General features: G+C 73.4%; 18 protein-coding genes. 12 read left to right on the top strand and 6 right to left on the bottom strand.

Features of this window, described 5'->3' with window-relative positions:
- Window positions 1–14 precede the first annotated feature (14 nt).
- On the top strand, window positions 15–1,541 hold the full coding sequence (gene glpK / locus K4S16_RS40670) for a glycerol kinase GlpK (protein WP_149264448.1): 1,527 nt from the start codon (window positions 15–17) through the stop codon (window positions 1,539–1,541).
- Here glpK and K4S16_RS40675 read toward each other — a convergent pair.
- Window positions 1,538–2,719, bottom strand: a complete 1,182-nt coding sequence (locus tag K4S16_RS40675) for an acyl-CoA dehydrogenase family protein (RefSeq protein ID WP_149264449.1) — start codon at window positions 2,717–2,719, stop codon at window positions 1,538–1,540. The two genes, glpK and K4S16_RS40675, sit on opposite strands and share 4 nt — an antisense overlap.
- Before the next feature lie 89 nt (window positions 2,720–2,808).
- Here K4S16_RS40675 and K4S16_RS40680 point away from each other — a divergent pair, with 89 nt between their 5' ends.
- The 8 genes from K4S16_RS40680 (at window position 2,809) to K4S16_RS40715 (ending at window position 10,321) form a co-directional block, all read left to right on the top strand.
- On the top strand, window positions 2,809–3,504 hold the full coding sequence (locus K4S16_RS40680; protein WP_149264450.1) for a GntR family transcriptional regulator: 696 nt from the start codon (window positions 2,809–2,811) through the stop codon (window positions 3,502–3,504).
- A 66-nt stretch (window positions 3,505–3,570) separates the two neighbouring features.
- Entirely contained in the window at window positions 3,571–4,371 is an 801-nt protein-coding gene (locus K4S16_RS40685) for an enoyl-CoA hydratase/isomerase family protein (protein WP_149264451.1), read from the top strand.
- 14 nt (window positions 4,372–4,385) lie between these two features.
- A complete protein-coding gene (locus tag K4S16_RS40690; RefSeq protein WP_149264452.1) occupies window positions 4,386–5,564 on the top strand; it encodes an acyl-CoA dehydrogenase family protein in 1,179 nt (392 codons plus the stop codon).
- Complete coding sequence (locus K4S16_RS40695) at window positions 5,561–6,763, top strand: CaiB/BaiF CoA-transferase family protein (RefSeq protein WP_149264453.1); 1,203 nt, start codon at window positions 5,561–5,563, stop codon at window positions 6,761–6,763. The genes K4S16_RS40690 and K4S16_RS40695 overlap by 4 nt, the downstream gene beginning before the upstream one ends.
- A gap of 61 nt (window positions 6,764–6,824) precedes the next feature.
- The gene (locus K4S16_RS40700; RefSeq protein ID WP_149264454.1) at window positions 6,825–7,679 is read left to right on the top strand and encodes a helix-turn-helix transcriptional regulator; all 855 of its coding nucleotides are present in this window, start codon (window positions 6,825–6,827) and stop codon (window positions 7,677–7,679) included.
- 106 nt (window positions 7,680–7,785) lie between these two features.
- Window positions 7,786–8,796: an aldo/keto reductase gene (locus tag K4S16_RS40705; protein ID WP_149264455.1), complete on the top strand. Its 1,011-nt coding sequence runs from the start codon at window positions 7,786–7,788 to the stop codon at window positions 8,794–8,796.
- Window positions 8,796–9,776 carry a zinc-binding dehydrogenase gene (locus tag K4S16_RS40710; protein ID WP_149264456.1) on the top strand — a complete coding sequence of 327 codons (981 nt, stop codon included), beginning with the start codon at window positions 8,796–8,798 and terminating at the stop codon, window positions 9,774–9,776. The genes K4S16_RS40705 and K4S16_RS40710 overlap by 1 nt, the downstream gene beginning before the upstream one ends.
- A 110-nt stretch (window positions 9,777–9,886) precedes the next feature.
- Window positions 9,887–10,321, top strand: coding sequence for a TetR/AcrR family transcriptional regulator C-terminal domain-containing protein (locus K4S16_RS40715; protein WP_200842406.1), 435 nt, complete (start codon window positions 9,887–9,889; stop codon window positions 10,319–10,321).
- Between the two features lie 6 nt (window positions 10,322–10,327).
- Here the strand turns inward: K4S16_RS40715 and K4S16_RS40720 are convergent, their stop codons facing one another.
- The 4 genes from K4S16_RS40720 to K4S16_RS40735 form a co-directional block, all read right to left on the bottom strand.
- On the bottom strand, window positions 10,328–11,458 hold the full coding sequence (locus K4S16_RS40720; RefSeq protein WP_149264457.1) for a nitronate monooxygenase family protein: 1,131 nt from the start codon (window positions 11,456–11,458) through the stop codon (window positions 10,328–10,330).
- A 158-nt stretch (window positions 11,459–11,616) separates the two neighbouring features.
- Window positions 11,617–12,348 carry a CoA-transferase subunit beta gene (locus K4S16_RS40725; protein ID WP_149264458.1) on the bottom strand — a complete coding sequence of 244 codons (732 nt, stop codon included), beginning with the start codon at window positions 12,346–12,348 and terminating at the stop codon, window positions 11,617–11,619.
- Window positions 12,345–13,208, bottom strand: coding sequence for a CoA transferase subunit A (locus K4S16_RS40730; protein WP_149264459.1), 864 nt, complete (start codon window positions 13,206–13,208; stop codon window positions 12,345–12,347). Before K4S16_RS40730 ends, K4S16_RS40725 begins: the two co-directional genes overlap by 4 nt.
- The gene (locus K4S16_RS40735) at window positions 13,208–13,951 is read right to left on the bottom strand and encodes an enoyl-CoA hydratase family protein (RefSeq protein WP_149264460.1); all 744 of its coding nucleotides are present in this window, start codon (window positions 13,949–13,951) and stop codon (window positions 13,208–13,210) included. Before K4S16_RS40735 ends, K4S16_RS40730 begins: the two co-directional genes overlap by 1 nt.
- 111 nt (window positions 13,952–14,062) lie before the next feature.
- Between K4S16_RS40735 and K4S16_RS40740 the strand changes: the two genes are divergently transcribed.
- Entirely contained in the window at window positions 14,063–14,836 is a 774-nt protein-coding gene (locus tag K4S16_RS40740; protein ID WP_149264461.1) for an SDR family oxidoreductase, read from the top strand.
- Window positions 14,833–15,741: an SDR family oxidoreductase gene (locus tag K4S16_RS40745; RefSeq protein WP_149264462.1), complete on the top strand. Its 909-nt coding sequence runs from the start codon at window positions 14,833–14,835 to the stop codon at window positions 15,739–15,741. Before K4S16_RS40740 ends, K4S16_RS40745 begins: the two co-directional genes overlap by 4 nt.
- 8 nt (window positions 15,742–15,749) lie before the next feature.
- Here the strand turns inward: K4S16_RS40745 and K4S16_RS40750 are convergent, their stop codons facing one another.
- The gene (locus K4S16_RS40750) at window positions 15,750–17,162 is read right to left on the bottom strand and encodes a serine/threonine-protein kinase (protein WP_149264463.1); all 1,413 of its coding nucleotides are present in this window, start codon (window positions 17,160–17,162) and stop codon (window positions 15,750–15,752) included.
- A 222-nt stretch (window positions 17,163–17,384) separates the two neighbouring features.
- Between K4S16_RS40750 and hrpA the strand changes: the two genes are divergently transcribed.
- Window positions 17,385–21,317: an ATP-dependent RNA helicase HrpA gene (gene hrpA, locus K4S16_RS40755; RefSeq protein ID WP_149264464.1), complete on the top strand. Its 3,933-nt coding sequence runs from the start codon at window positions 17,385–17,387 to the stop codon at window positions 21,315–21,317.
- Window positions 21,318–21,349 lie beyond the last annotated feature (32 nt).

Genomic DNA, 21,349 nt, shown 5'->3' on the forward strand with positions numbered 1-21,349 from the left:
GGAGGGCGCCGGACGTGACCGAACGGTACGTGATGTCGATCGACCAGGGCACCACCTCGACCCGGTGCATCCTGTTCGACCACGGCGGCCGCCTGGTGTCGGTGGCGCAGCGCGAGCACCGGCAGCACTTCCCCAAGCCCGGCTGGGTCGAGCACGACCCGATGGAGATCTGGCGCAACCTGGAGCGCATCGCGCCGGAGGCGCTCGCCCAGGCGGGCGCGACGCCCGGCCAGGTCGCGGCGGTCGGGATCGCCAACCAGCGGGAGACGACCGTCCTGTGGGACCGGCTGACCGGCGTCCCGATCGGCCGCGCGATCGTCTGGCAGGACATGCGGACCGGCCCGCTCGTGGACGAGCTGGCCCGCGCGCCCGGCGCCGCGATGGTCACCGAGCGCAGCGGCCTGCCGCTGGCCACCTACTTCTCGGCCCCGCGCATCCGCTGGATGCTGGACCACACGCCGGGCCTGCGGGAGCGCGCCGAGCGCGGCGAGGTCCTGTTCGGCACGATGGAGAGCTGGCTGATCTGGAACCTCAGCGGCGGCGTCGACGGCGGCGTCCACGTCACCGACGTGACCAACGCCAGCCGCACGCTGCTGATGGACCTGTACACGCTGAGCTGGGACGACGGCCTGCTCGACTTCTTCGGCGTGCCGAGGGCGATGCTGCCGGAGATCCGCTCGTCCACCGAGACCTACGGGACGGCCCGCCGCGTGTTCCCCGGCGTGCGCGTCGGCGCGGCCCTCGGCGACCAGCAGGCCGCGCTGTTCGGGCAGACGTGCTTCTCCCCGGGCGATACCAAGTGCACGTACGGGACGGGCGCGTTCCTGCTGATGAACACCGGAACGAAGCCGGTGAAGTCGGACAACGGGCTGCTCACCACCGTCGGCTACAAGATCGGTGACGAGCCCGCCGTGTACGCGCTGGAGGGCTCGATCGCGATCACCGGGGCGCTCGTCCAGTGGTTCCGGGACGGCCTCGGGCTGATCTCCACGGCGCCGGAGATCGAGACCCTCGCCCGGACCGTCGACGACAACGGCGGCTGCTACATCGTCCCGGCGTTCTCCGGGCTGTTCGCCCCGCACTGGCGCAGCGAGGCCCGGGGCATCATCGTCGGCCTGACCTCCTACATCACCAAGGGGCACCTGGCGCGGGCGGTGCTGGAGGCGACGGGCTGGCAGACGCGCGAGGTCGTGGACGCGATGAACGCCGACTCCGGCCTCTCGCTGAAGGAGCTGAAGGCCGACGGCGGCATGACGTCCGACAACCTGGTCATGCAGATGGTCGCCGACGTGCTGAACGTGCCGGTGGCGCGCCCGATGGTGGTGGAGACGGTGTCGCTCGGCGCCGCCTACGCCGCCGGGCTCGCGGTCGGCTACTGGGCGGGGCTCGAAGGGCTGCGGCGCAACTGGCACCGCGCCGCCCGCTGGGTCCCGGCGATGGAGCCCGCGCGGCGGGCCGCCGAGTACGACAACTGGAAGCGCGCCGTGGAGCGCACGTTCGACTGGATCCGGGCGGGGGAGGACCCGGCCGCCGCGCCCTAGATCCGGTCGCGCTCGACGAGCTGCCGGACGATCACGTTGCGCTGGATCTCGTTGGTCCCCTCGCCGACGATCATCAGCGGGGCGTCCCGGAAGTAGCGCTCGACGTCGAACTCGGTGGAGTAGCCGGCCGCGCCGTGGATGCGGACCGCGTTCAGCGCGATCTGCATCGCCGCCTCCGAGGCGTAGAGCTTGGCCATGCCCGCCTCCATGTCGCAGCGCTCGCCCGCGTCCAGGCGCTCGGCGGCGTCGAGGGTGAGCAGCCGGGCCGCGCGGAGCTGGGTGGCCATGTCGGCGAGGTAGTTGCCGATGGACTGGTGCTGCCAGATCGGCTTGCCGAAGGCCTCGCGCTGCTGGGCGTAGCGGAGGGAGTCCTCCAGGGCGGCGCGCCCGACGCCGAGCGCGCGGGCCGCGACCTGGATCCGGCCGACCTCGAGGCCGCGCATCATCTGGGCGAAGCCGCGCCCCTCCGCGCCGCCGAGCACGGCGTCGAGCGGCGCCTCGTAGCCGTCGAAGGACAGCTCGCAGCTCTCCACGCCCTTGTAGCCCAGCTTCGGCAGGTCGCGGGAGACGGTCAGGCCTGGCCCCTTCTCCACGAGCAGGATGCTGATGCCCTTGTGGCGGGGGGACGCGGACAGGTCGGTCTTGCACATCAGCGCGATCAGGCCGGACGTGCGCGCGTTGGTGATCCACATCTTGGCGCCGTCGACGCGGTACCGGTCCCCGTCGCGGCGCGCGGTCGTGCTCATGGCCTGCAGGTCGGAGCCGCCGGACGGCTCGGTGAGCGCCATCGTGGCGCGCAGCTCGCCGGTCGCCATCCGGGGCAGGTAGCGGGCCTTCTGCTCCTCGGTGCCGTACACGGCGAGCAGGTGGGAGACGACCGTGTGGCCGCCGAACGCGCCCGCGAGCGTCATCCAGCCGCGCGCCAGCTCCTCGGTGACGAGCGCGTAGCAGGCCTTCGAGACGCTGACGTCGCCGTAGGGCTCGGGCACGGCGAGCCCGAAGACCCCGAGCTCCTTCATGCGGTCGATGAGGCGGGCGGGATAGGCGCCCGCGTGCTCGAGGTCCCGGGCGACCGGGCGGACCTCCTTGTCGACGAAGTCGGCGACGACCTCGACGATGGCGCGCTCCTCGTCGCTGAGCGTGAACACGGCCCCGCCCCCCTCCGGTTCGAGTCTCATATATTTGATAGGAAAATACCGGCTGTCAACGGGCGGCGGGCCCCCGCCCGTCCATAATGTGAGCCCACCACCAGGCACACGGGGAGACGATGAGAGTGGCCCTTTCCGGTGACCAGGCCCTCGGCAGGCGCCGCCAGCTGAGCGACGAGGTGGCCGCCTACGTCCGCGAGCTCATCATGTCCGGCCAGGTCAGGCACGGGGAGTTCCTCCGCCTGGAGCGCATCGCCGAGGATCTCGGGATCAGCGTCACCCCCGTCCGGGAGGCCCTGCTCTCGCTGCGCGGCGAGGGCTTCGTCACGCTGGAGCCGCGGCGGGGGTTCATGCCGGCGCCGCTCGCCCGGCAGGACGTCCAGGACCTGTTCGAGGCGCAGGCGTACTTCGCCGGCGAGCTGGCCGCCCGCGCCGCCGCGAAGATCACCGGGGCCGAGCTCGAGTCGCTCGACCGGACGCAGGCGCTGCTGGAGGAGGCGTCCAAGGCCCGCGACTCCGCGGCGATCGAGCGCGCCAACCACCAGTTCCACCGGACCGTCAACCTGTGCGCGGGCTCGCCCAAGACGGCCTGGCTGCTGCAACTCGTGGTGCGGTACGCCCCGCGCCGCTTCTACTCCAGTATCGACGGCTGGACGCAGGCGTCGGTCGACGACCACCATCTCGTCCTCGCCGCGCTGCGGGCGGGGGACGGAGACGCCGCGCGGCAGGCGATGCGCGCGCACATCCGGCACGCGGGGGCCCTGCTGGTGGTGCACCTGGAAGCGCAGGGCTTCTGGGACGAGCAGTCCGGCTGACGCCGGGGTCCCCTTTCGGCGGCTCGCGGGCTTCCCATATCGTATAAAAAATTTCCAGGAGGGTTGATGGACGACCGGGACCCCGAACCGGCGCGCGGCTCCGTGGTCACCACCGCCGACCACGGCGCGGCGCGGGTGGTCACGCTGAACCGGCCCGAGGCTCGCAACGCGATCGACATCCCGATGCGCGAGCGGCTCCTGGCGGAGGTGCGTCGCGCCGCGGACGACGCAGGCGTCCGCGCCGTCGTGCTGACCGGCGCGGCGGGGACCTTCTCGGCGGGCGGCGACGTCCGCTCGATGGAGGGCGCCGGCCCGGACGCCGTCCGGGCGCGGCTCGACCCGGTGCACGAGGCCGTCCGGATCATCACCACCTGCGGGACGCCGTTCATCGCGGCGGTCGAGGGCGCCGCGGCCGGGCTCGGCGTGTCCCTCGCCGCCGTGTGCGACCACGTGGTCGCCGCCGAGGACGCGCGGTTCGTCGCGGCGTTCGGCAGGGTCGGCCTCGTCGCCGACGGCGGGCTGCTCTGGACGCTCCCGCATCGCGTCGGCACGGGCCGCGCCAAGGAGATGCTGGTGTTCGGGCGGACCGTGCCCGCCCAGCGCGCCTACGAGATCGGCCTGGCCGACTCCCTCGCCCCGTCCGGCAAGGCCCTGGACGCCGCCCTGGAGCTCGCCGCCGAGGCCGCCGCCCTCGCCCCGCTGTCGGTCGCCGCGGCCAAGCGCCTTCTCGCCCGCACCGACCACGCCCTGGACCGCCTGCTGGACGCCGAGCGGGAGGAGCAGACCGCCCTGTTCGGCAGCGCCGACTTCGCCGAGGGACGGGCCGCGTTCGCCGAGCGGCGCACGCCGCGCTTCGAGGGCCGCTAGGGAGGATCCAGGACGTGAGCAGGCTGCAGCAGACCCACGGGCTGACCGACGAGCAGCGGGAGATCATCGCGACCGTCCGGACGTTCGTCGACAAGGAGATCCTGCCGGTCGCGACCGAGCTGGAGCACGCCGACGCCTACCCGCAGGCGATCGTGGACGGGATGCGGGATCTCGGCCTCTTCGGCCTGACGATCGGCGAGGAGCACGGCGGGCTGGGCCAGTCGCTGCTGACCTACGCGCTCGTGGTGGAGGAGCTCTCGCGCGGCTGGATGAGCGTGTCGGGCATCGTCAACACCCACTTCATCGGCGCGTGGATGATCGCGCAGCACGGCACGGCCGAGCAGCGGGCGCACTACCTGCCGCGGATGGCGTCCGGCGAGATCCGCGGCGCGTTCTCGATGTCGGAGCCGGGCTGCGGCTCGGACGTCTCCGCCATCACGACCCGCGCCGTCCCGGACGGAGACGACTACGTGGTCGACGGCCAGAAGATGTGGCTGACCAACGGCGGCTCGGCGAACCTGGTGGCGGTGCTGGTCAAGACCGACCCGGGCGCGGGCCACCGCGGCATGACCACGTTCCTGGTCGACAAGACCCCGGGCTTCGGCGAGGTCGCGCCGGGCCTCACCGTCCCCGGCAAGATCGACAAGATGGGGTACAAGGGCGTCGACACCACCGAGCTCGTCTTCGACTCCTACCGGATCCCGGCCGCGCAGGTCCTCGGCGGGGCGCCCGGGCGCGGCTTCTACCAGATGATGGACGGCGTCGAGGTCGGCCGCGTCAACGTGGCGGCGCGCGGCTGCGGTGTGGCCCGGCGCGCCTACGAGCTGGCCCTGGCCTACGCGCGGCAGCGCGAGACGTTCGGCAGGCCGATCGCCGAGCACCAGGCGGTCCTGTTCCGCCTGGCCGAGATGGCGACCAAGGTCGAGGCCGCGCACCAGATGATGGTGATGGCGGCGCGCCGCAAGGACTCCGGCGAGCGCAACGACCTGGAGGCCGGGATGGCGAAGTACCTGGCCAGCGAGTACTGCAAGGAGGTCGTGGAGGACGCGTTCCGCATCCACGGCGGCTATGCCTACTCCAAGGAGTACGAGATCGAGCGCCTGTACCGGGAGGCCCCGATGCTGCTGATCGGCGAGGGCACCGCCGACATCCAGAAAATGATCATCGGCCGCAGGCTCCTGGAGGACCGGTGACGGCGGCGGGCGCTCCGCTGCCGCTGGAAGGGATCACCGTCGTCGCGCTGGAGCAGGCGGTCGCGGCGCCGTTCGCCACGCGGCAGCTCGCCGACCTGGGCGCCCGCGTCGTCAAGGTGGAGCGCGTGGACGGCGGCGACTTCGCCCGCGCGTACGACACGGGCGTGCGCGGCGGCCTCGGCACGCACTTCGCCTGGCTCAACCGGTCGAAGGAGTCGGTCGCGCTCGACCTCAAGCAGGCCGAGGGCCGGGCGGTCCTCACCGAACTGGTCGCGCGCGCGGACGTCTTCCTGCAGAACCTCGCCCCCGGTGCCGCCGCCCGGCTCGGGTTCGGCGCGGAGGAGCTGCGGGCCCGCGACCCGCGCCTGATCGTGGTCGAGATGTCGGGATACGGGTCGCGCGGGCCGTACCGGGACAAGCGCGCCTACGACATGCTCGTCCAGGCCGAGGCGGGGCTGATCTCGGTCACCGGCACGCCCGAGACGCCCGTGAAGGCGGGCTCGCCGCTGGCCGACATCGCGGCCGGCATGTACGCCTTCTCCGGGACGCTCGCCGCGCTCGTGCGGCGCGGCACCACCGGCGAGGGCGCCTCGATCGAGGTCACGATGTTCGACGCGGTCGCCGAGTGGATGGGCCAGGCGATGTACACGACGCTCTACACCGGCTCCCCGCCGCCGCGCACGCGGCTGAGCCACCCGGTGATCGCCCCGTACGACGCCTATCCGACGGCCGACGGCGTCGACGTGGTGATCGGCGTCCAGAACGACCGCGGCTGGGCCGCCCTGGCCGCCGGCGTGCTGGAGCGGCCCGACCTCGTGACCGACCCCGAGTTCGCGACGAACCGGGCGCGGGTCGGCAACCGGGAGAAGGTGGACGCGCTCGTCGCCGCCGTCACGTCCCGCATGGGACGGGACGAGCTGCTCAGGCGGCTCGACGAGGCGGGCGTGCCGAACGCGACCCTCAACGACGGGCACGGCCTGGTCGCCCACCCGCAGCTCGCCGAGCGGGACCGGTGGCGGGAGGTGGGCTCCCCGGTCGGCGGCATCCGGGCGCTGCTCCCGCCGATCACGTTCGCCGGCGCCGAGCCCCGCATGGACCCGATCCCGGTGCTCGGGGAGCACACCGACGCCGTCCTGCGCGAGCTGGGCCGCGACGACGCGGCCATCGCGGCCCTCCGCTCCGCCGGCGCCATCGCCTGACCTGAGGTCCAACGCGATCTCCGACCGCGCCGCCCCGGGGAGCGGCGGCTATCGTGGCGGCATGGCCAGCCGGACCCCCGCCCCCGACCGCCGCCGCGAAGAACTGCGCGACTTCCTGCGCACCCGCCGCGCCCGGCTCACCCCCGCCGACGTCGGCATGCCCGACGGCGGACGGCGCCGGACGCCGGGCCTGCGCCGCGAGGAGGTCGCGGTGCTCGCGGGGGTCGGGGTCTCCTGGTACACGTGGCTGGAGCAGGGCCGCGACATCAAGGTCTCCGGGGACGTCCTCGACGCGATCGCCCGCGCCCTGCGGCTGGACCGGGCCGAGCGCGAGCACCTGTACCTGCTCGCCGGGCTGAACCCGCCGCGCGCGGAGGCGGGACCGGCCGCCCCGATCACGCCCGAGCTGCGGCGGGTGCTGGACGCCTGGTCGCCGCGCCCCGCCTACGTCCGCGACCGGCACTGGAACTTCGTCGCGATCAACGACGCGGCCCGCGAGGTGTTCGGGTACGGCGACACCGACCACAACTGCCTGGTCACCTACTTCACGAACGTTCGGTACCGGTCGATGCACACCCACTGGGCCGCCGCCGCACCCGGCGTCGTGGCGCGGTTCCGCGCCGACGCCGCCCGCTACCCGGGCGACCCCGAGTTCGACCGGATCATCGCGGACCTGCTGGCGGTCAGTCCCGAGTTCGCGGAGCTGTGGCCCCGCCACGAGGTGAGCGCGGACGCGCAGGCGGTCAAGGGCATCAGGCATCCGGACGCGGGCGAGCTCGTCTTCGAGGGCACGCTGCTGCCGCTCGCCGACCGCCCGGGCCACTCCCTGGTGCTGCACAACCCGCGTCCCGGAACCGGCACGCAGGAGCGCCTCGAACGGCTGATGGCGCGCCGCGGCCTCGCCGCCGCCGGCTGACCCGGCCCCCGTCCAGGGTGGTGGTGCCACACCCAGGATGAGCGGAGTCTGTCTACGTTCCGGCCCGTCCAGCACGATCGTCCTCATGAGGAACGAAGGAGACATCATGAGGACGCGCGAGTTCGCCGGGACGCGGGTGGGCGCCGTGGGGCTCGGCTGCATGGGGATGAGCTGGGCCTACACCGAGTCGGAACGCGACGACGACGCCTCGGTGGCGCTGATCCGGGAGGCGCTCGACCTCGGCGTGACGTTCCTGGACACCGCGCAGCCCTACGGCGACGGCCACAACGAGACGCTTGTCGGGCGGGCGCTGGCGGGACGCCGGGACGAGGCGGTCGTCGCCACCAAGACGGGCCTCGTCGTGGAGTCACCGGCCACCCGCAACATCGTGCGGAACGGGACGCCGGAGCACGTCAAGGCGTCCGCCGAGGACAGCCTGCGCCGTCTCGGCACGGACGTGATCGACCTGTACTACCTGCACCGGGTCGACCCGGAGGTGCCCCTCGCCGACACCTGGGGCGCCATGGCCGAACTGGTCGCCGAGGGCAAGGCGCGCAGCCTCGGCCTGTCGGAGGTCGGCGTCGCGCAGGCCGCCGAGGCGCACGCGATCCACCCGGTCGCGGCCGTCCAGTCGGAGCTGTCGCTGTGGACCCGGGACGCCATGGGCGCGCCCGGCGGGATCGCGGGCACCTTGCCGGGCGACACCGCGGGAGCGGGGGAGGGACCGGGCGACGTGGTCGGCTGGTGCGCCGCCCACGGCGCGGCCTTCGTGCCGTTCTCGCCGCTCGGCCGCGGCTTCCTCACCGGGACGGTCACCGCCGCCGACTTCGAGGACACCGACTTCCGCGGTGGCAACCCGCGCTTCCAGGAGGAGGCGCTGAAGGCCAACCTTCGCATCGTCGACGTGGTCAAGGCGGTCGCCGCGCGGCACGGCGCCACCCCGGCGCAGGTCGCCATCGCCTGGACGCTGGCGCAGGGCGAGCACGTCATCCCGATCCCCGGCACCAAGAAGCGGAAGTACCTGCGCGACAACGCCGGAGCCGCCGCCCTGGACCTCACCGAGGCCGACCTCGCCGAGCTGGACGGCGTCCCCGCGGCCGTCGGGGGGCGGTACTGATGCGGGCCGTCACGATCCCCGAGTTCGGCGGCGCGGACGTGCTGCGCCAGGCCGAGGTGGACGCCCCCGAACCGGGGCCGGGGCAGGTGTCCATCGACGTCGCGTACGCGGGCGCCAACTTCGCCGAAGTCCTGTACAGGCGTGGCGTCGTGGATGTGCCGCTGCCGTTCGTGCCCGGCATCGAGGTCTCCGGGCACATCCGTGCGGTCGGGCCCGACGTGGAGGGGCTGCGCAGGGGCCAGCCCGTCGCCGCGCTGACGATCGTGGACAGCGGCGGCTACGCCGAGGTCGCGGTCACCTCCGCCGACCTCGTCGCCCCGCTCGACGGCCTCGGCCTCGGCCTGGACGTCGCGGCGGCCGTCCCGTCCAACGGGGCCACCGCGTTCCTCGTCCTGGACCGCGTCGCGCGCATCGAGCCGGGCGAGACCGTGCTGGTGCACGCGGCCGCCGGGGGCGTCGGCAGCCAGCTCGGCCAGGCCGCCCGGCTGCTCGGCGCGGGCCGGGTGGCCGGCACGGTCGGCGGTCCCGCCAAGATCGAGGCGGCGCGCGGGTTCGGCTACGACGACGTCGTGCTGCGCGACGCGCTGCCGGGCGAGGTCGCCGGCCTCACCGGCGGGCGCGGGTTCGACATCGTGGTGGACATGGTGGGCGGCCCGGCCCGCCGCGCCAGCCTGGACGCCCTGGCCCCGATGGGCCGGATGGTCGTGATGGGCAACGCGTCCGGCGCGGACGACGTGGGCGTCCCGGCGAACGAGCTGTGGTTCTCCAACAAGACCGTGTCCGGGTTCAACCTCGCGGCGTTCGCGGGCGTGGCACCGGCCGAGGCGGGGCGCGCCCTGCGCCGCGCGGTCGCCGCGGCCGCTTCGGGCGACCTGCGGGTCCAGGTGGAGGAACTGCCCCTGGAGCAGGCCGCCGAGGCGCACGAGCGCATCGAGTCCGGCTCCACGACCGGCAAGCTCGTGCTGGCGGTCAAGGGCTGACGCTCAGCCGCGGCCCGGCCGGAGGGCGGTCACCTCGCCGCCTTCCGGCCGGGGTACGTAGCCTGGGCGGCCAGGGCCAGCAGCTCGTCGACCGTCCACTGGTCTTAGGCGTGCTCGCCGTACTTGACCGCGACGATCCTGCCGTCGGCTGGGAGGACCGGATCGAGACCATGGCGCTGCGGATGCGGGCGGCCTTCGGCGCCCACGCGTCGGTCGTCCCGCTGACCCTCACGCGCCGGCACGATTCGGCGGGGTCGCTGCGCTGGGGCGAGACGGTCGCGGGCATCCTCGCCGACGCGGGCTTCACGGGGCCGCGCGCGGCGATCGCGATGCGCGCGCTGCTCGCCCACATCGTCGGCGCGATCCAGCTGGAGCATCTGAGCGCGCTGTCGGGGGAGGGGACCGCCGCCCTCGCCGGGCTGCCCGCCGACGAGTTCCCCCTTCTGGCGCGGACCGCGCGGCACGCCCGCCTGCTCGGCCCCGACGAGGAGTTCCGCGGGGGGCTGGCGGCCGTGCTGCGCGGTCTCCGCGACGACGCGACCTAGCCGGGGCTAGGGGGCCTGACGCACCAGGTGCGCCTGCTGCGCGGCGATGGCCTGGGCCGCCTGCCGCACGATCGCACCGATCAGGTCGGCGCAGTCCGGCAGGTCGTCGATCACGCCGACGACCTGGCCGGACGCCATCACGCCGAGGTCGGGCCTGCCGTCCACCATGGCGGCCTTCAGCAGCATGGGGGTGTTGGCGGCCATCAGGACCTGCGACCACGACAGGTCCTTGCCGTGCTTCATCGCCCTGCCGTCGGCGATCATCTCGCGCCACGACATGCCGGACAGCTTCTTGAACCGCGCGCCGTTGCGCAGCGCCCGGACCAGCCCGCCGATCCGGCCGGAGCCCTCCAGCGTGTCGACCAGCTCGCTGCGCAGCACCCGGTGCGGCATCCCGTCCACCTGCCGCGTCACCACGGTCTCGCCCGTCCTGAGGTAGACCTGCTTGACCGCGTCGGGCACCGAGCTGTCGGACGTCAGCAGGAACCGGGTGCCCATCGCGACGCCCGCCGCGCCGTAGGCGAGCGCGGCGGCGAGGCCGCGCCCGTCGAAGAAGCCTCCGGCCGCGATGACCGGGATGTCGACGGCGTCCACGACCTGGGGGAGCAGCAGCGTGGTGGCGACGGGGCCGGTGTGCCCGCCGCCCTCGCCGCCCTGCACCAGGACGGCGTCGGCGCCCCACCCCGCGACCTTCTCCGCGTGCCGCCGCGCGCCGACCGAGGGGATCACCACGAGCCCGGCGTCCTTCAGCTTGGCGATCAGCTCGCGCTTCGGCGCGAGCGCGAACGAGGCGACCTTCACGTCCTCCTTGATTAGCAGGTCGATGCGGTCGCCCGCGTCCCCGGCGTCGGCCCGCAGGTTGACGCCGAACGGGGCGTCCGTGCGGTCCTTGACCTCGTGGATCGCTTCCGCGAGCTGGTCGAGCGTCATGGTCGCCGACGCCAGGACGCCGAGCCCTCCCGCGTTCGCCACCGCCGTGACGAGCCGCGGACCGGCCACCCACCCCATGCCGGTCTGCACGACGGGGTGCCGCACTCCGGTCAGCCGGGTCAGCGGGGTGTCGAGCACCTGCCCCGTGTCCGCCTCGCTGATACCTGCTCCTTGCGGGGCGGCGCCCTCTCGGTTCGGTTCGCTCATGCCTGCTCCTTGCGGGGGGACGACCCCCCGCACCCCCCGGTTCGCTTCGCTCATGCCTGCTCCTTGCGGGGGGACGACCCCCCGCACCCCCCGGTTCGCTTCGCTCATGCCTGCTCCTTGCGGGGGGACGACCCCCCGCACCCCCCGGTTCGCTTCGCTCATGCTGGGACCTCGCGCTCCCGCAGCCCCTTCGGGTCCAGGACCTCGCGCATGATCCGCAGTTCCTCGCCGTCCGGCAGCCGCGTCTCGGGCACCTCGCCCGGGACGGCCAGCTCGAATCCGGTCGCCGCGAGCACGTCGTCGACGCGCACGCCGGGGTGCACCGAGCGCAGCCGCATCCGCTTGTCAGGGGTGTCGAAGTCGAGGACGGCCAGGTTGGTGACCACGGCGCGGATCTCGTGCGCGCCGCGGTCCCAGCCGACGCCGCTCACCATGTCGACCTTCTCGGTGAACACGCGCGCCGAGTGGTTCGGCACCCAGTAGCTCGTCGTGTTCAGCAGCGTGTTGCCCGGCCCGCCCCGCACTCCGAGGAGCTGCCGGGTGGGCTGCTTCCAGTCGCCGATGCAGGAGATGTTGGTGTTGCCGTGCGCGTCGATCTGGCTCGGCCCCATCACCACGTGCCGCCGCCCGTTCAGGACGAGCCACAGGTGGTCGCGGAAGGGCAGCCAGCCCTCGACGGTCCCGGCCGGCCCGCCGAGCGGGACGGGCTCGGCGCTCAGCGACGGCCCGCCGTCGGTCGTCAGCAGGTCGGGCTCGAACGTCGCCCGCGCCAGCCGGGACCCCAGCATCGGCACGAACCCCGCCACCGCCGCGGCGACGATCTCGCCGTCGCCCCGGAACAGGTCCGCGCACGCGGCCGCGCACACCTCGGCCCTGGTCACCTCGCTCATCGCGCCTCCTCCCGCCAGACCCGGACCGCGTCCTGGTAGGCGGCCTCGTCGCCGGACAGGAACCGCTCGCTGAACGCCGCCCACTTGTCCGGATCGGCCGCCGACTGCGCGTACAGCTTCTGGAACGCCTCGTCCCGCCCGAAGTCGGGAAGGCAGTCGGTGAAGTGCGCGCCGTTCGGCGTCTCCACCACGCCCGCCACCTGGGAGCGGCTGATCAGCAGCGACTGCACCGGCCCCTCCTTGGCGAAGTCGGCCGTGTCGACGAGCCGCTCGCACGAGACGTACGTCCGGTCCGCCGCCTTGGCGAACAGGTCGTCCATGTACGGGTCGGGGCCGAGGTACTGGGCGTTGCCGCGCGCGTCGGCGCGGTTCATGTGCACCAGCGCCGCGTCCATCCGCAGGGCGGGGACGGCGACGAGCTCCTGCCCGTCCTCGTAGGGCGACCGGACCGTCCGCAGCTCCGGGTTGACCCTCATCACGTCCGAGCCGAGGCCGACCGGGGTGGGCAGGAACGGCAGCCGGTGCGCCGCCGCGTACAGCCCGAACATGAACATGCCCTCGTCGTACTCGGTCAGCTCGACGGCCCCGGACTGGCGCGCCTGCCGGAAGTGCGGCTCCAGCGGGATCGAGTCCATGGTCACGAACGCGGTGACCAGCCGGCGGACCTTGCCCGCCGCGCACAGCAGCCCCACGTCCGGCCCCCCGTAGGAGACCACGGTGAGGTCGGTGACGGGCGAGCGCAGGATCGCCCGCACCAGCGCCATCGGCTTGCGCCGCGAGCCCCAGCCGCCGATCCCGAGCGTCATGCCGCTCTCCAGCGACCCCGCGATCTCCTCGACGGACATCACCTTGGAACTCATCAAGCCCCCTTGGAGACGAAGGCGTCGCGGTGCTCGTCGCCAGCGCCGACGAGGTTCAGCTCGAACGTGAAGCCCTGCTCGTAGCGGTAGCTGCGCTTGACGTCGACCGGGTCGATGCCGTTCAGCGACTCCTTGGCGCGCCGGATCACGTACCGGTCCTTGGCGGCGATGCCCGCGGCGACCTCCATCGCCTTGGCGCGCAGCTCCTCCGCCGGGACGACCTCCAGGACCGAGCCGTGGTGGTGCAGCTCCTCGGCCGTGACGTTGCGGCACGTGTAGACCATCGCGCGCATCAGGTGCTGCGGGACGAGCCGGGCCAGGTGGGTGGCCGCGCCGAGCGCGCCCCGGTCCACCTCGGGCAGCCCGAAGTAGGCGTCCCGCGAGGCGATCACGATGTCGGCGTTGCCGGCGAGGCCGACCCCGCCGCCGAGGCAGAAGCCGTGCACCGCGGCCACGACCGGGACCTCGCAGTCGTAGACGGCGGCGAACGCCGCGAAGCAGCCCCGGTTGGCGCCGACCAGCGCGGCGTGGCCCTCGGTGCTCTGCATCTCCTTGATGTCGACGCCCGCGTTGAAGCCCCGGCCCTCGGCGCGGAGCACGACGGCGCCGACCCCGGGGTCGCGGCCCGCCGCGAGCACCGCGTCGGCCAGCTCGTACCAGCCCGCGACGGTCAGGGCGTTGACCGGCGGCGCGTCCACGACGATCTCGGCGACCCCGTCCAGGGTCGTGGTGGAGACTCCCATGCGCTACCTTTCCACCAAACATTTGTTAGAACAGAAGGTAGCAGAGGCGCACGGAGGAGGCGGAATGTCACCGGAGCCGGAGGCGGCATGTCATACGCGGCCGGAGGCGGCATGTCACTGACGCTCGACCTGGCGGGCCGGACCGTCGTGGTGACCGGGGGCGTGCGCGGGGTGGGCGCCGGCATCAGCCGCGCCTTCCTGGAGGCGGGCGCGGACGTGGTCGCGGTCGCCCGCCGCGAGCCGGAGGCGGTGCCCGAGGCGGGCGGGCGGGCCGCGCGGTTCGTCTCGCTGGACGTGCGCGACCCCGACGCCGTGCAGGCGTTCGCGGACGGCCTCGACAGCGTGGACGTGCTCGTCAACAACGCGGGCGGCGCCCCCTACCTGCCGGTGGCGGACGGCTCGCTGCGCACCCACGTCAAGATCATGGAGCTGAACCTGACGGCGCCGCTGATCATGGCCAGGGCGCTGCGGCCGCGGATCATGGAGCGGGGCGGCGGCTCGGTCATCAACATCGGCAGCGTGAGCGGGGTGCGGCCGTCGCCCGGCACCGCCGCCTACGGCGCCGCGAAGGCCGGGCTGCACAACCTCACCCAGTCGCTGGCGGTCGAGTGGGCGCCGCACATCCGGGTCAACACGCTGATCCTCGGCATGGTCCGCACCGAGCTGTCGCACCTGCACTACGGGGACGAGGACGGCGTCGCGGCGGTGGCGAGGACCGTCCCGCTCGGCCGCCTCGCCGACCCCTACGACATCGGCGCCGCGTGCGTGTTCCTGGCGTCCGACCTGGCGTCCTACGTGACCGGCTCGTCGATGCAGGTGCACGGCGGGGGAGAGCGCCCCGCGTTCCTGGACGCCGCCACCGTCAACAAGGAGGAATCGCGATGATCTGCAAGGACCGGGTGGTCGCCGTCACCGGCGCCGGACGCGGCCTCGGCCGGGCGCACGCGCTGGAGTTCGCGCGCCAGGGCGCCCTCGTCGTGGTCAACGACCTCGGCGTCGCCCGCGACGGCACCGGGGCCGCCTCCGAGGGCCCCGCCCACGACGTGGTCCGGGAGATCGAGGCCCTCGGCGGGCGGGCCGTCGCCAATACCGACGACATCGCCACCGACGAGGGCGCCGCCGCGCTGGTCGCCGCGGCGACCGGCACGTTCGGCCGGCTGGACACCCTCGTCAACAACGCCGGGTTCCTGCGCGACCGGATGCTGGTCAACCTCGGCGAGGACGAGTGGGACGCCGTCATGCGCGTCCACCTCAAGGGCCACTTCCTGCCGCTCAAGCACGCCGGGCGGTACTGGCGGGCCGAGAGCAAGGCCGGCCGCGCCGTGGACGCGCGCGTCGTCAACACCTCCTCCGGCGCCGGGCTGCTCGGCAGCGTCGGCCAGGGCAACTACTCCGCCGCGAAGGCGGGCATCGTCGGGCTCACCCTCGTGGCGTCCGCCGAGCTCGGCCGGTACGGCGTGACGGTCAACGCGATCGCCCCCGCCGCCCGCACCCGGATGACCGAGGAGGTCTTCGCGCAGACGATGGCCGCCCCGGCCGAGGGCGAGTTCGACGCCATGGCGCCCGAGAACGTCTCGCCGCTCGTCGTCTGGCTCGGCTCCGCGCAGTCGCGGGACGTCACCGGGCGGGTCTTCGAGGCGGAGGGAGGCAGGATCTGCGTGATGGACGCCTTCCGCCACGGCCCCGCGGCGGACAAGGGCGCGCGGTGGGACCCGGCCGAGGTCGGCGACGTGGTCAAGGACCTCCTGGCGAAGGCCCCCGCGCCCGAACCGGTGTACGGGGCGGGCTGACCGGCGCCTCAGCGCGGACGGTAGTCGTCCATGTACCGGCGGACCTTCTCGGTGTACGGCCGGAACCTCGCCGGGACGCCGCCCGCCTTCACGACCGTCTTCGACGAACTCCGGTAGGCGGCGGCGAGGTTCAGCGCCGGGTCGCCCGGGACGTTCTTCAGGTCCTTGCCCCAGTAGCACAGGAACCGGCCCATCGCGGGGATCGAGAGCTCCGGCGTGATCTGGGCGGGCTTCGGCTCGGGGTTGTCGAGCCCGCCGGGCTGCCAGAACACCAGCACGCGCGGCGTCCACCGGGCGATGCCGTACTCGTCGTGCGCCGGGTCGGACAGGTGCGGGTCGAAGCCGCTCTCCGCCCTCAGCATCGCCGCGATCAGAGCCGGGCTCAGCCCGCGCATCTCGCACCACGTCCCGGCCTGCACGATCAGGTCCCGGTAGCGCGCGGGGATGTCGGATCCCGCGCGCAGCCACTGCCCGGTCCGGTCCTGCGGCTTCGCGCCGCCGTCTCCCCCGTGGGGGAGCCAGAACGCGACGGCGGCCGCGGCCAGCGCCGCGGCCGCCCCGGCGCCCGCGAACGCCCGCCGACCGCGCGGGCGCCTTCGCGGCGTGCGACTTCCCGGTGCGAGGGCATCGGTGCGCGTGGTCCCGGCGGCCCGCGCCAGCGCCTCCCCGAACTCCGCCGCGGACGCCCAGCGCCTCTCCCGGTCGGGCTCCAGCGCGCGCAGCACGGCCGCGTCCACGCTGGACGGGATCGAGGCCCGGGTCTCGGCGGGCGGGCGCGGCGGCACGGCGGGCGGCTCCCCGGTCAGCAGGTGGTGGGTCAGCGCGCCGAGGCCGTAGACGTCCGCGCGGCGGTCGGGCGCCCCGTCCACCTGCGTCTGCTCGGGCGCCATGTAGCCGGGCGAGCCGGCCGGCAGCGTCAGTCTCGACAGGTGCTCCCCGGTCCGCGCGATGCCGAGGTCGGCGATCATGATGCGCTCGCCGCCGCCGGGCGTCGAGCGCAGCAGCACGTTGGACGGCTTCAGATCGCGGTGCACGATGCCGAGGTCGTGCAGCTCCTGCACGCCGCGGATGATCTCCTGGGCGGTGCGCAGCGCCTCGGCCGCGGGGAGCGGCCCGCCGGCGAGCCGCTCGGCCAGCGTGCCGCGGTCGGCGTAGGTCATGACGAAGTAGGGCCGCCCGTCGGGCAGCTCGCCGATGTCGAAGACCTGCACCAGCCGGTGCGAGTCGGCGCGGCGCAGCAGCCGCGCCTCCTGGACGAACCGTTCGCGAACGTCGGTGCGCAGCGTCCAGTGCCCGGCCAGGATCTTGATCGCGACCGGGGAGTCGAGGTCGGGATCGTGCCCCAGCCAGACCGAGGCGAAGCCGCCCGAGCCGAGGTGGCTGTCGATCCGGTAGCGGCCGGCGGCGGTCGGGGTCTCCACGCCTCCCCATCATGAACGAGGGCGGGGGCCCGGTGCAGTGGCTTTGGGTGAAGGATCAGGTGCGGGGCGTGGCCCGGGGGAGAGCGGAATGCGCGTTCCCGGCGCGGCGTTGTAACCCCCGGATAATGGATCGCCTCGTGCCGGGCGTTCCGGCTACGGTGCGAAGGTTGTGTGGGGTGAGCGGGGCCCGCGAGGCCTGGAACCCTATCCTTGTCGATGGTTATGGGGACGAGTGTGGAATCGCCGCTCGCCGGCCTGCGCGCGCGCCTGCCGCAGTTGATGCTGCGCGACCAGCACCGGTTGCGCCGCAGGATCGACGGCGTGCAGAAGATGCGCGACGCCGGGCGCCGGGCCAGGGTCGCCGAGGAGATCGCCGCCGACGTCGAGGCCGCCGAACGGCGGGTCGAGCGGCGGCGCCTCGCCATGCCCGCGATCACCTATCCGGCGCAGCTGCCGGTGTCGCAGAAGAAGGACGACATCCTCGCCGCGGTCCGCGACCACCAGGTGGTGATCGTCGCGGGCGAGACCGGCTCCGGCAAGACCACCCAGATCCCTAAGATCTGCCTCGAACTGGGCCGGGGCGTGCAGGGCTCCATCGGCCACACCCAGCCGCGCCGGCTCGCCGCGCGGACGGTCGCCGACCGCATCGCCGAGGAGCTCGGCACCGAGCTCGGCGACGCCGTCGGCTACAAGGTCCGCTTCACCGACCGGTCGAGCGACGACACCCTCGTGAAGCTGATGACCGACGGCATCCTGCTCGCCGAGATCCAGACCGACCGGCTGCTGCGCCAGTACGACACGCTCATCATCGACGAGGCGCACGAGCGCAGCCTGAACATCGACTTCCTCCTCGGCTACGTCAAGGAGATCCTGCCCCGCCGCCCCGACCTCAAGGTGATCATCACCTCGGCGACGATCGACCCGGAGCGGTTCTCCGCGCACTTCGGCGACGCGCCGATCGTGGAGGTGTCCGGGCGCACCTATCCGGTCGAGGTCAGGTACCGCCCCGTCACCGACCCCGACGACCCGTCGGCCGACCCCGACCGCGACCAGGTCCAGGCGATCGTCGACGCGGTGGACGAACTGGGCCGCGAGGCCCCCGGCGACGTGCTGGTGTTCCTCAGCGGCGAGCGGGAGATCCGCGACACCGCCGACGCGCTCACCAAGCACTTCACCCGGCGGAGGGCGGCGACCGAGGTCCTGCCGCTGTACGCGCGGCTGTCGTCGGACGAGCAGCACCGGGTGTTCAAGCCGCACCGCGGGCGGCGGGTCGTGCTCGCCACGAACGTCGCCGAGACGTCGCTGACCGTCCCCGGCATCAAGTACGTCGTCGACCCCGGCACCGCGCGCATCTCCCGCTACAGCCACCGCCTGAAGGTGCAGCGGCTCCCGATCGAGCCGGTCTCGCAGGCGTCGGCGAACCAGCGCAAGGGCCGCTGCGGCCGCGTCTCCGAGGGCGTGTGCATCCGGCTCTACTCCGAGGAGGACTTCGAGTCCCGCCCGGAGTTCACCGAACCGGAGATCCTGCGGACGAACCTCGCGTCGGTCATCCTGCAGATGACCGCGCTCGGCCTCGGCGACATCGCCGCGTTCCCGTTCGTGGAGCCGCCGGACCGCCGCAACGTCAAGGCGGGCGTCGACCTGCTGCACGAGCTCGGCGCCGTCGACCCGGCCGAGAAGGACCCCCGCAAGCGCCTCACCCCGCTCGGCCGCCGGCTCGCCCAGCTGCCCGTCGACCCCCGGCTCGGGCGGATGATCCTGGAGGCCGACCGCAACGGCTGCGTCCGCGAGGTGCTGATCATCGCGGCGGCGCTGTCCATCCAGGACCCGCGCGAGCGCCCGGCCGAGCACCAGCAGGCCGCCGACGAGCGGCACCGCAGGTTCGCCGACCCCGGCTCTGACTTCCTCGCCTACCTGAACCTGTGGAACTACCTGCGCGAGCAGCAGAACGAGCTGTCGGGCAGCGCGTTCCGCCGCATGTGCAAGAACGAGTTCCTGCACTACCTGCGCATCCGCGAGTGGCAGGACCTCCACGGCCAGCTCAAGCAGGTCGCCAAGTCCCTCGGCGTCACGCTCAACACCGCCGATGCGCCGCCCGACCGCATCCACACCTCGCTTCTCGCCGGCCTGCTCTCGCACATCGGCCTGCTGGACGCCGAGAAGAAGGACAAGCCGCGGCGCGGGCAGGAGTACCTGGGCGCCCGGGGCGCGAAGTTCGCGGTGTTCCCCGGGTCGTCGCTGTTCAAGAAGCCGCCGCGCTGGGTCATGTCGGCGGAACTGGTCGAGACGTCCCGGCTGTGGGGGCGGATCAACGCCAGGATCGAGCCCGAGTGGATCGAGCCCCTCGCCCGGCACCTGGTGAAGCGCAACTACAGCGAGCCGCACTGGTCGAAGAAGCAGGCGGCCGTCATGGCGCGCGAGAAGGTCACCCTCTACGGGGTGCCGATCGTCGCCGACCGCCGCGTCAACTACGGCGCCATCGACCCGGCGCTGTCGCGCGAGCTGTTCATCCGGCACGCCCTCGTCGAGGGCGACTGGGAGACCCACCACCGCTTCTTCCACGACAACCGCGCGCTCCTGGACGAGGTGGAGGAGCTGGAGCACCGCGCCCGGCGCCGCGACATCCTCGTCGACGACGAGACCCTCTTCGACTTCTACGACGCGCGGATCCCCGAGGACGTCGTCTCCGGGCGGCATTTCGACGCCTGGTGGAAGCAGGCCCGGCGCACCGATCCCGACCTGCTCGGGTTCGAGAAGTCGATGCTCATCAACGAGTCGGCGGGCGGCGTCAGCGAGTCCGACTACCCGGACGCGTGGAAGCAGGGCGCGCTGCGGCTCCGGCTCACCTACCAGTTCGAGCCCGGCGCCGACGCCGACGGCGTCACCGTGCACATCCCCGTCCAGGTCCTCAACCAGGTGCGGCCGGACGGCTTCGACTGGCAGGTGCCCGGACTGCGCACCGAGCTGGTGACCGAGCTGATCCGGTCGCTGCCGAAGCAGCTGCGGGTCAACTTCGTCCCGGCGCCCGACTACGCCCGCAAGATCCTCGACCGGGTCGCGCCGCGCACCGAACCGCTCCTGGACGCCCTGGAGCGCGAGCTGACCGCGCTGACGAGCGTGCCCGTCGCGCGGGAGGCGTGGGACCCGTCCCGGCTGCCCGCCCACCTGCGCATCACGTTCCGGGTCGTGGACGGCGCGGGCCGCACCCTCGGCGAGGGCACCGACCTGGACGAGCTGAAACGCCGCCTCGCCGGGAAGGTGCGCGGGACGCTGTCCAAGGCGGCGTCCACGATCGAGCGGTCCGGGCTCACCGCGTGGACCATCGGCGAGCTGCCCCGCACCTACGAGCGCAACCAGGCCGGCTACGACGTCAAGGCGTATCCGGCGCTCACCGACGAGGGCGACACCGTCGCCGTCCGCATGTACGAGACCGAGGCCGAGCAGCGCCGCGCGATGTGGCTCGGCACGCGGCGGCTGATCCTGCTGAACGCGCCGTCCCCGGTGAAGCTCATCCAGGGCCGTCTGACCAACAAGGGCAAGCTCGCGCTCAGCCACAACCCGCACGGCTCCGTCGCGGCGCTCTTCGACGACTGCGTCACGGCCGCCGCCGACCGGCTCATCGCCGAGGCGGGCGGGCCCGCGTGGGACGAGGACGCCTTCCGCGCCCTGTACGACCGGGTCCGCGCCGACCTGCACGACGCCACGGCCCAGATCGTCGCCCTCGTCGAGCGGATCCTCGCCGAGGCGCACGAGCTCGACCGCCGGCTGCGCGGCACGGCGAGCCTCACCCTCGTCCCGGCGCTCACCGACATCCGCGGCCACCTCGGCACGCTCGTCCATCCGGGGTTCGTCACCGCGACCGGGTGGGCCCGGCTGCCCGATCTGCCGCGCTACCTGCGCGCCCTGCAGGTCAGGCTCGACAAGCTCCCCGAGAACCCGGGGCGCGACCGCATGCTCGCGCACCAGGTCGACGTCCTGGCGCAGGAGTACGAGCAGGCGCTGCGCCGCCTCCACCCGTCCCGCCGCGAGGAGGAGCCGGCCCGGCAGGTCCGGTGGATGCTGGAGGAGCTGCGGGTCAGCCTCTTCGCCCAGCAGATCGGCACCCGCTTCCCCGTCTCCGACAAGCGCATCCGGAAGGCGATGGCCCAGCTCTAGCCGGCGGTGCGGGGCATGATCACATTCGGGTG

The sequence above is a fragment of the Actinomadura sp. K4S16 genome (assembly GCF_008327685.1).
In the GTDB taxonomy this organism is placed as follows: Bacteria; Actinomycetota; Actinomycetes; order Streptosporangiales; family Streptosporangiaceae; genus Spirillospora.

Bases quoted from the DNA above. Each gene is read 5' to 3' on its own strand.
- K4S16_RS40735 (WP_149264460.1), bottom strand. From the start codon at position 13,951: ATGGGAGTCTCCACCACGACCCTGGACGGGGTCGCCGAGATCGTCGTG.
- K4S16_RS40725 (WP_149264458.1), bottom strand. From the start codon at position 12,348: ATGAGCGAGGTGACCAGGGCCGAGGTGTGCGCGGCCGCGTGCGCGGAC.
- hrpA (WP_149264464.1), top strand. From the start codon at position 17,385: ATGGGGACGAGTGTGGAATCGCCGCTCGCCGGCCTGCGCGCGCGCCTG.
- K4S16_RS40675 (WP_149264449.1), bottom strand. From the start codon at position 2,719: ATGAGACTCGAACCGGAGGGGGGCGGGGCCGTGTTCACGCTCAGCGAC.
- K4S16_RS40710 (WP_149264456.1), top strand. From the start codon at position 8,796: ATGCGGGCCGTCACGATCCCCGAGTTCGGCGGCGCGGACGTGCTGCGC.
- K4S16_RS40680 (WP_149264450.1), top strand. From the start codon at position 2,809: ATGAGAGTGGCCCTTTCCGGTGACCAGGCCCTCGGCAGGCGCCGCCAG.
- K4S16_RS40745 (WP_149264462.1), top strand. From the start codon at position 14,833: ATGATCTGCAAGGACCGGGTGGTCGCCGTCACCGGCGCCGGACGCGGC.
- K4S16_RS40730 (WP_149264459.1), bottom strand. From the start codon at position 13,208: ATGAGTTCCAAGGTGATGTCCGTCGAGGAGATCGCGGGGTCGCTGGAG.
- K4S16_RS40700 (WP_149264454.1), top strand. From the start codon at position 6,825: ATGGCCAGCCGGACCCCCGCCCCCGACCGCCGCCGCGAAGAACTGCGC.
- K4S16_RS40740 (WP_149264461.1), top strand. From the start codon at position 14,063: ATGTCACTGACGCTCGACCTGGCGGGCCGGACCGTCGTGGTGACCGGG.
- K4S16_RS40685 (WP_149264451.1), top strand. From the start codon at position 3,571: ATGGACGACCGGGACCCCGAACCGGCGCGCGGCTCCGTGGTCACCACC.
- K4S16_RS40720 (WP_149264457.1), bottom strand. From the start codon at position 11,458: ATGAGCGAACCGAACCGAGAGGGCGCCGCCCCGCAAGGAGCAGGTATC.
- K4S16_RS40705 (WP_149264455.1), top strand. From the start codon at position 7,786: ATGAGGACGCGCGAGTTCGCCGGGACGCGGGTGGGCGCCGTGGGGCTC.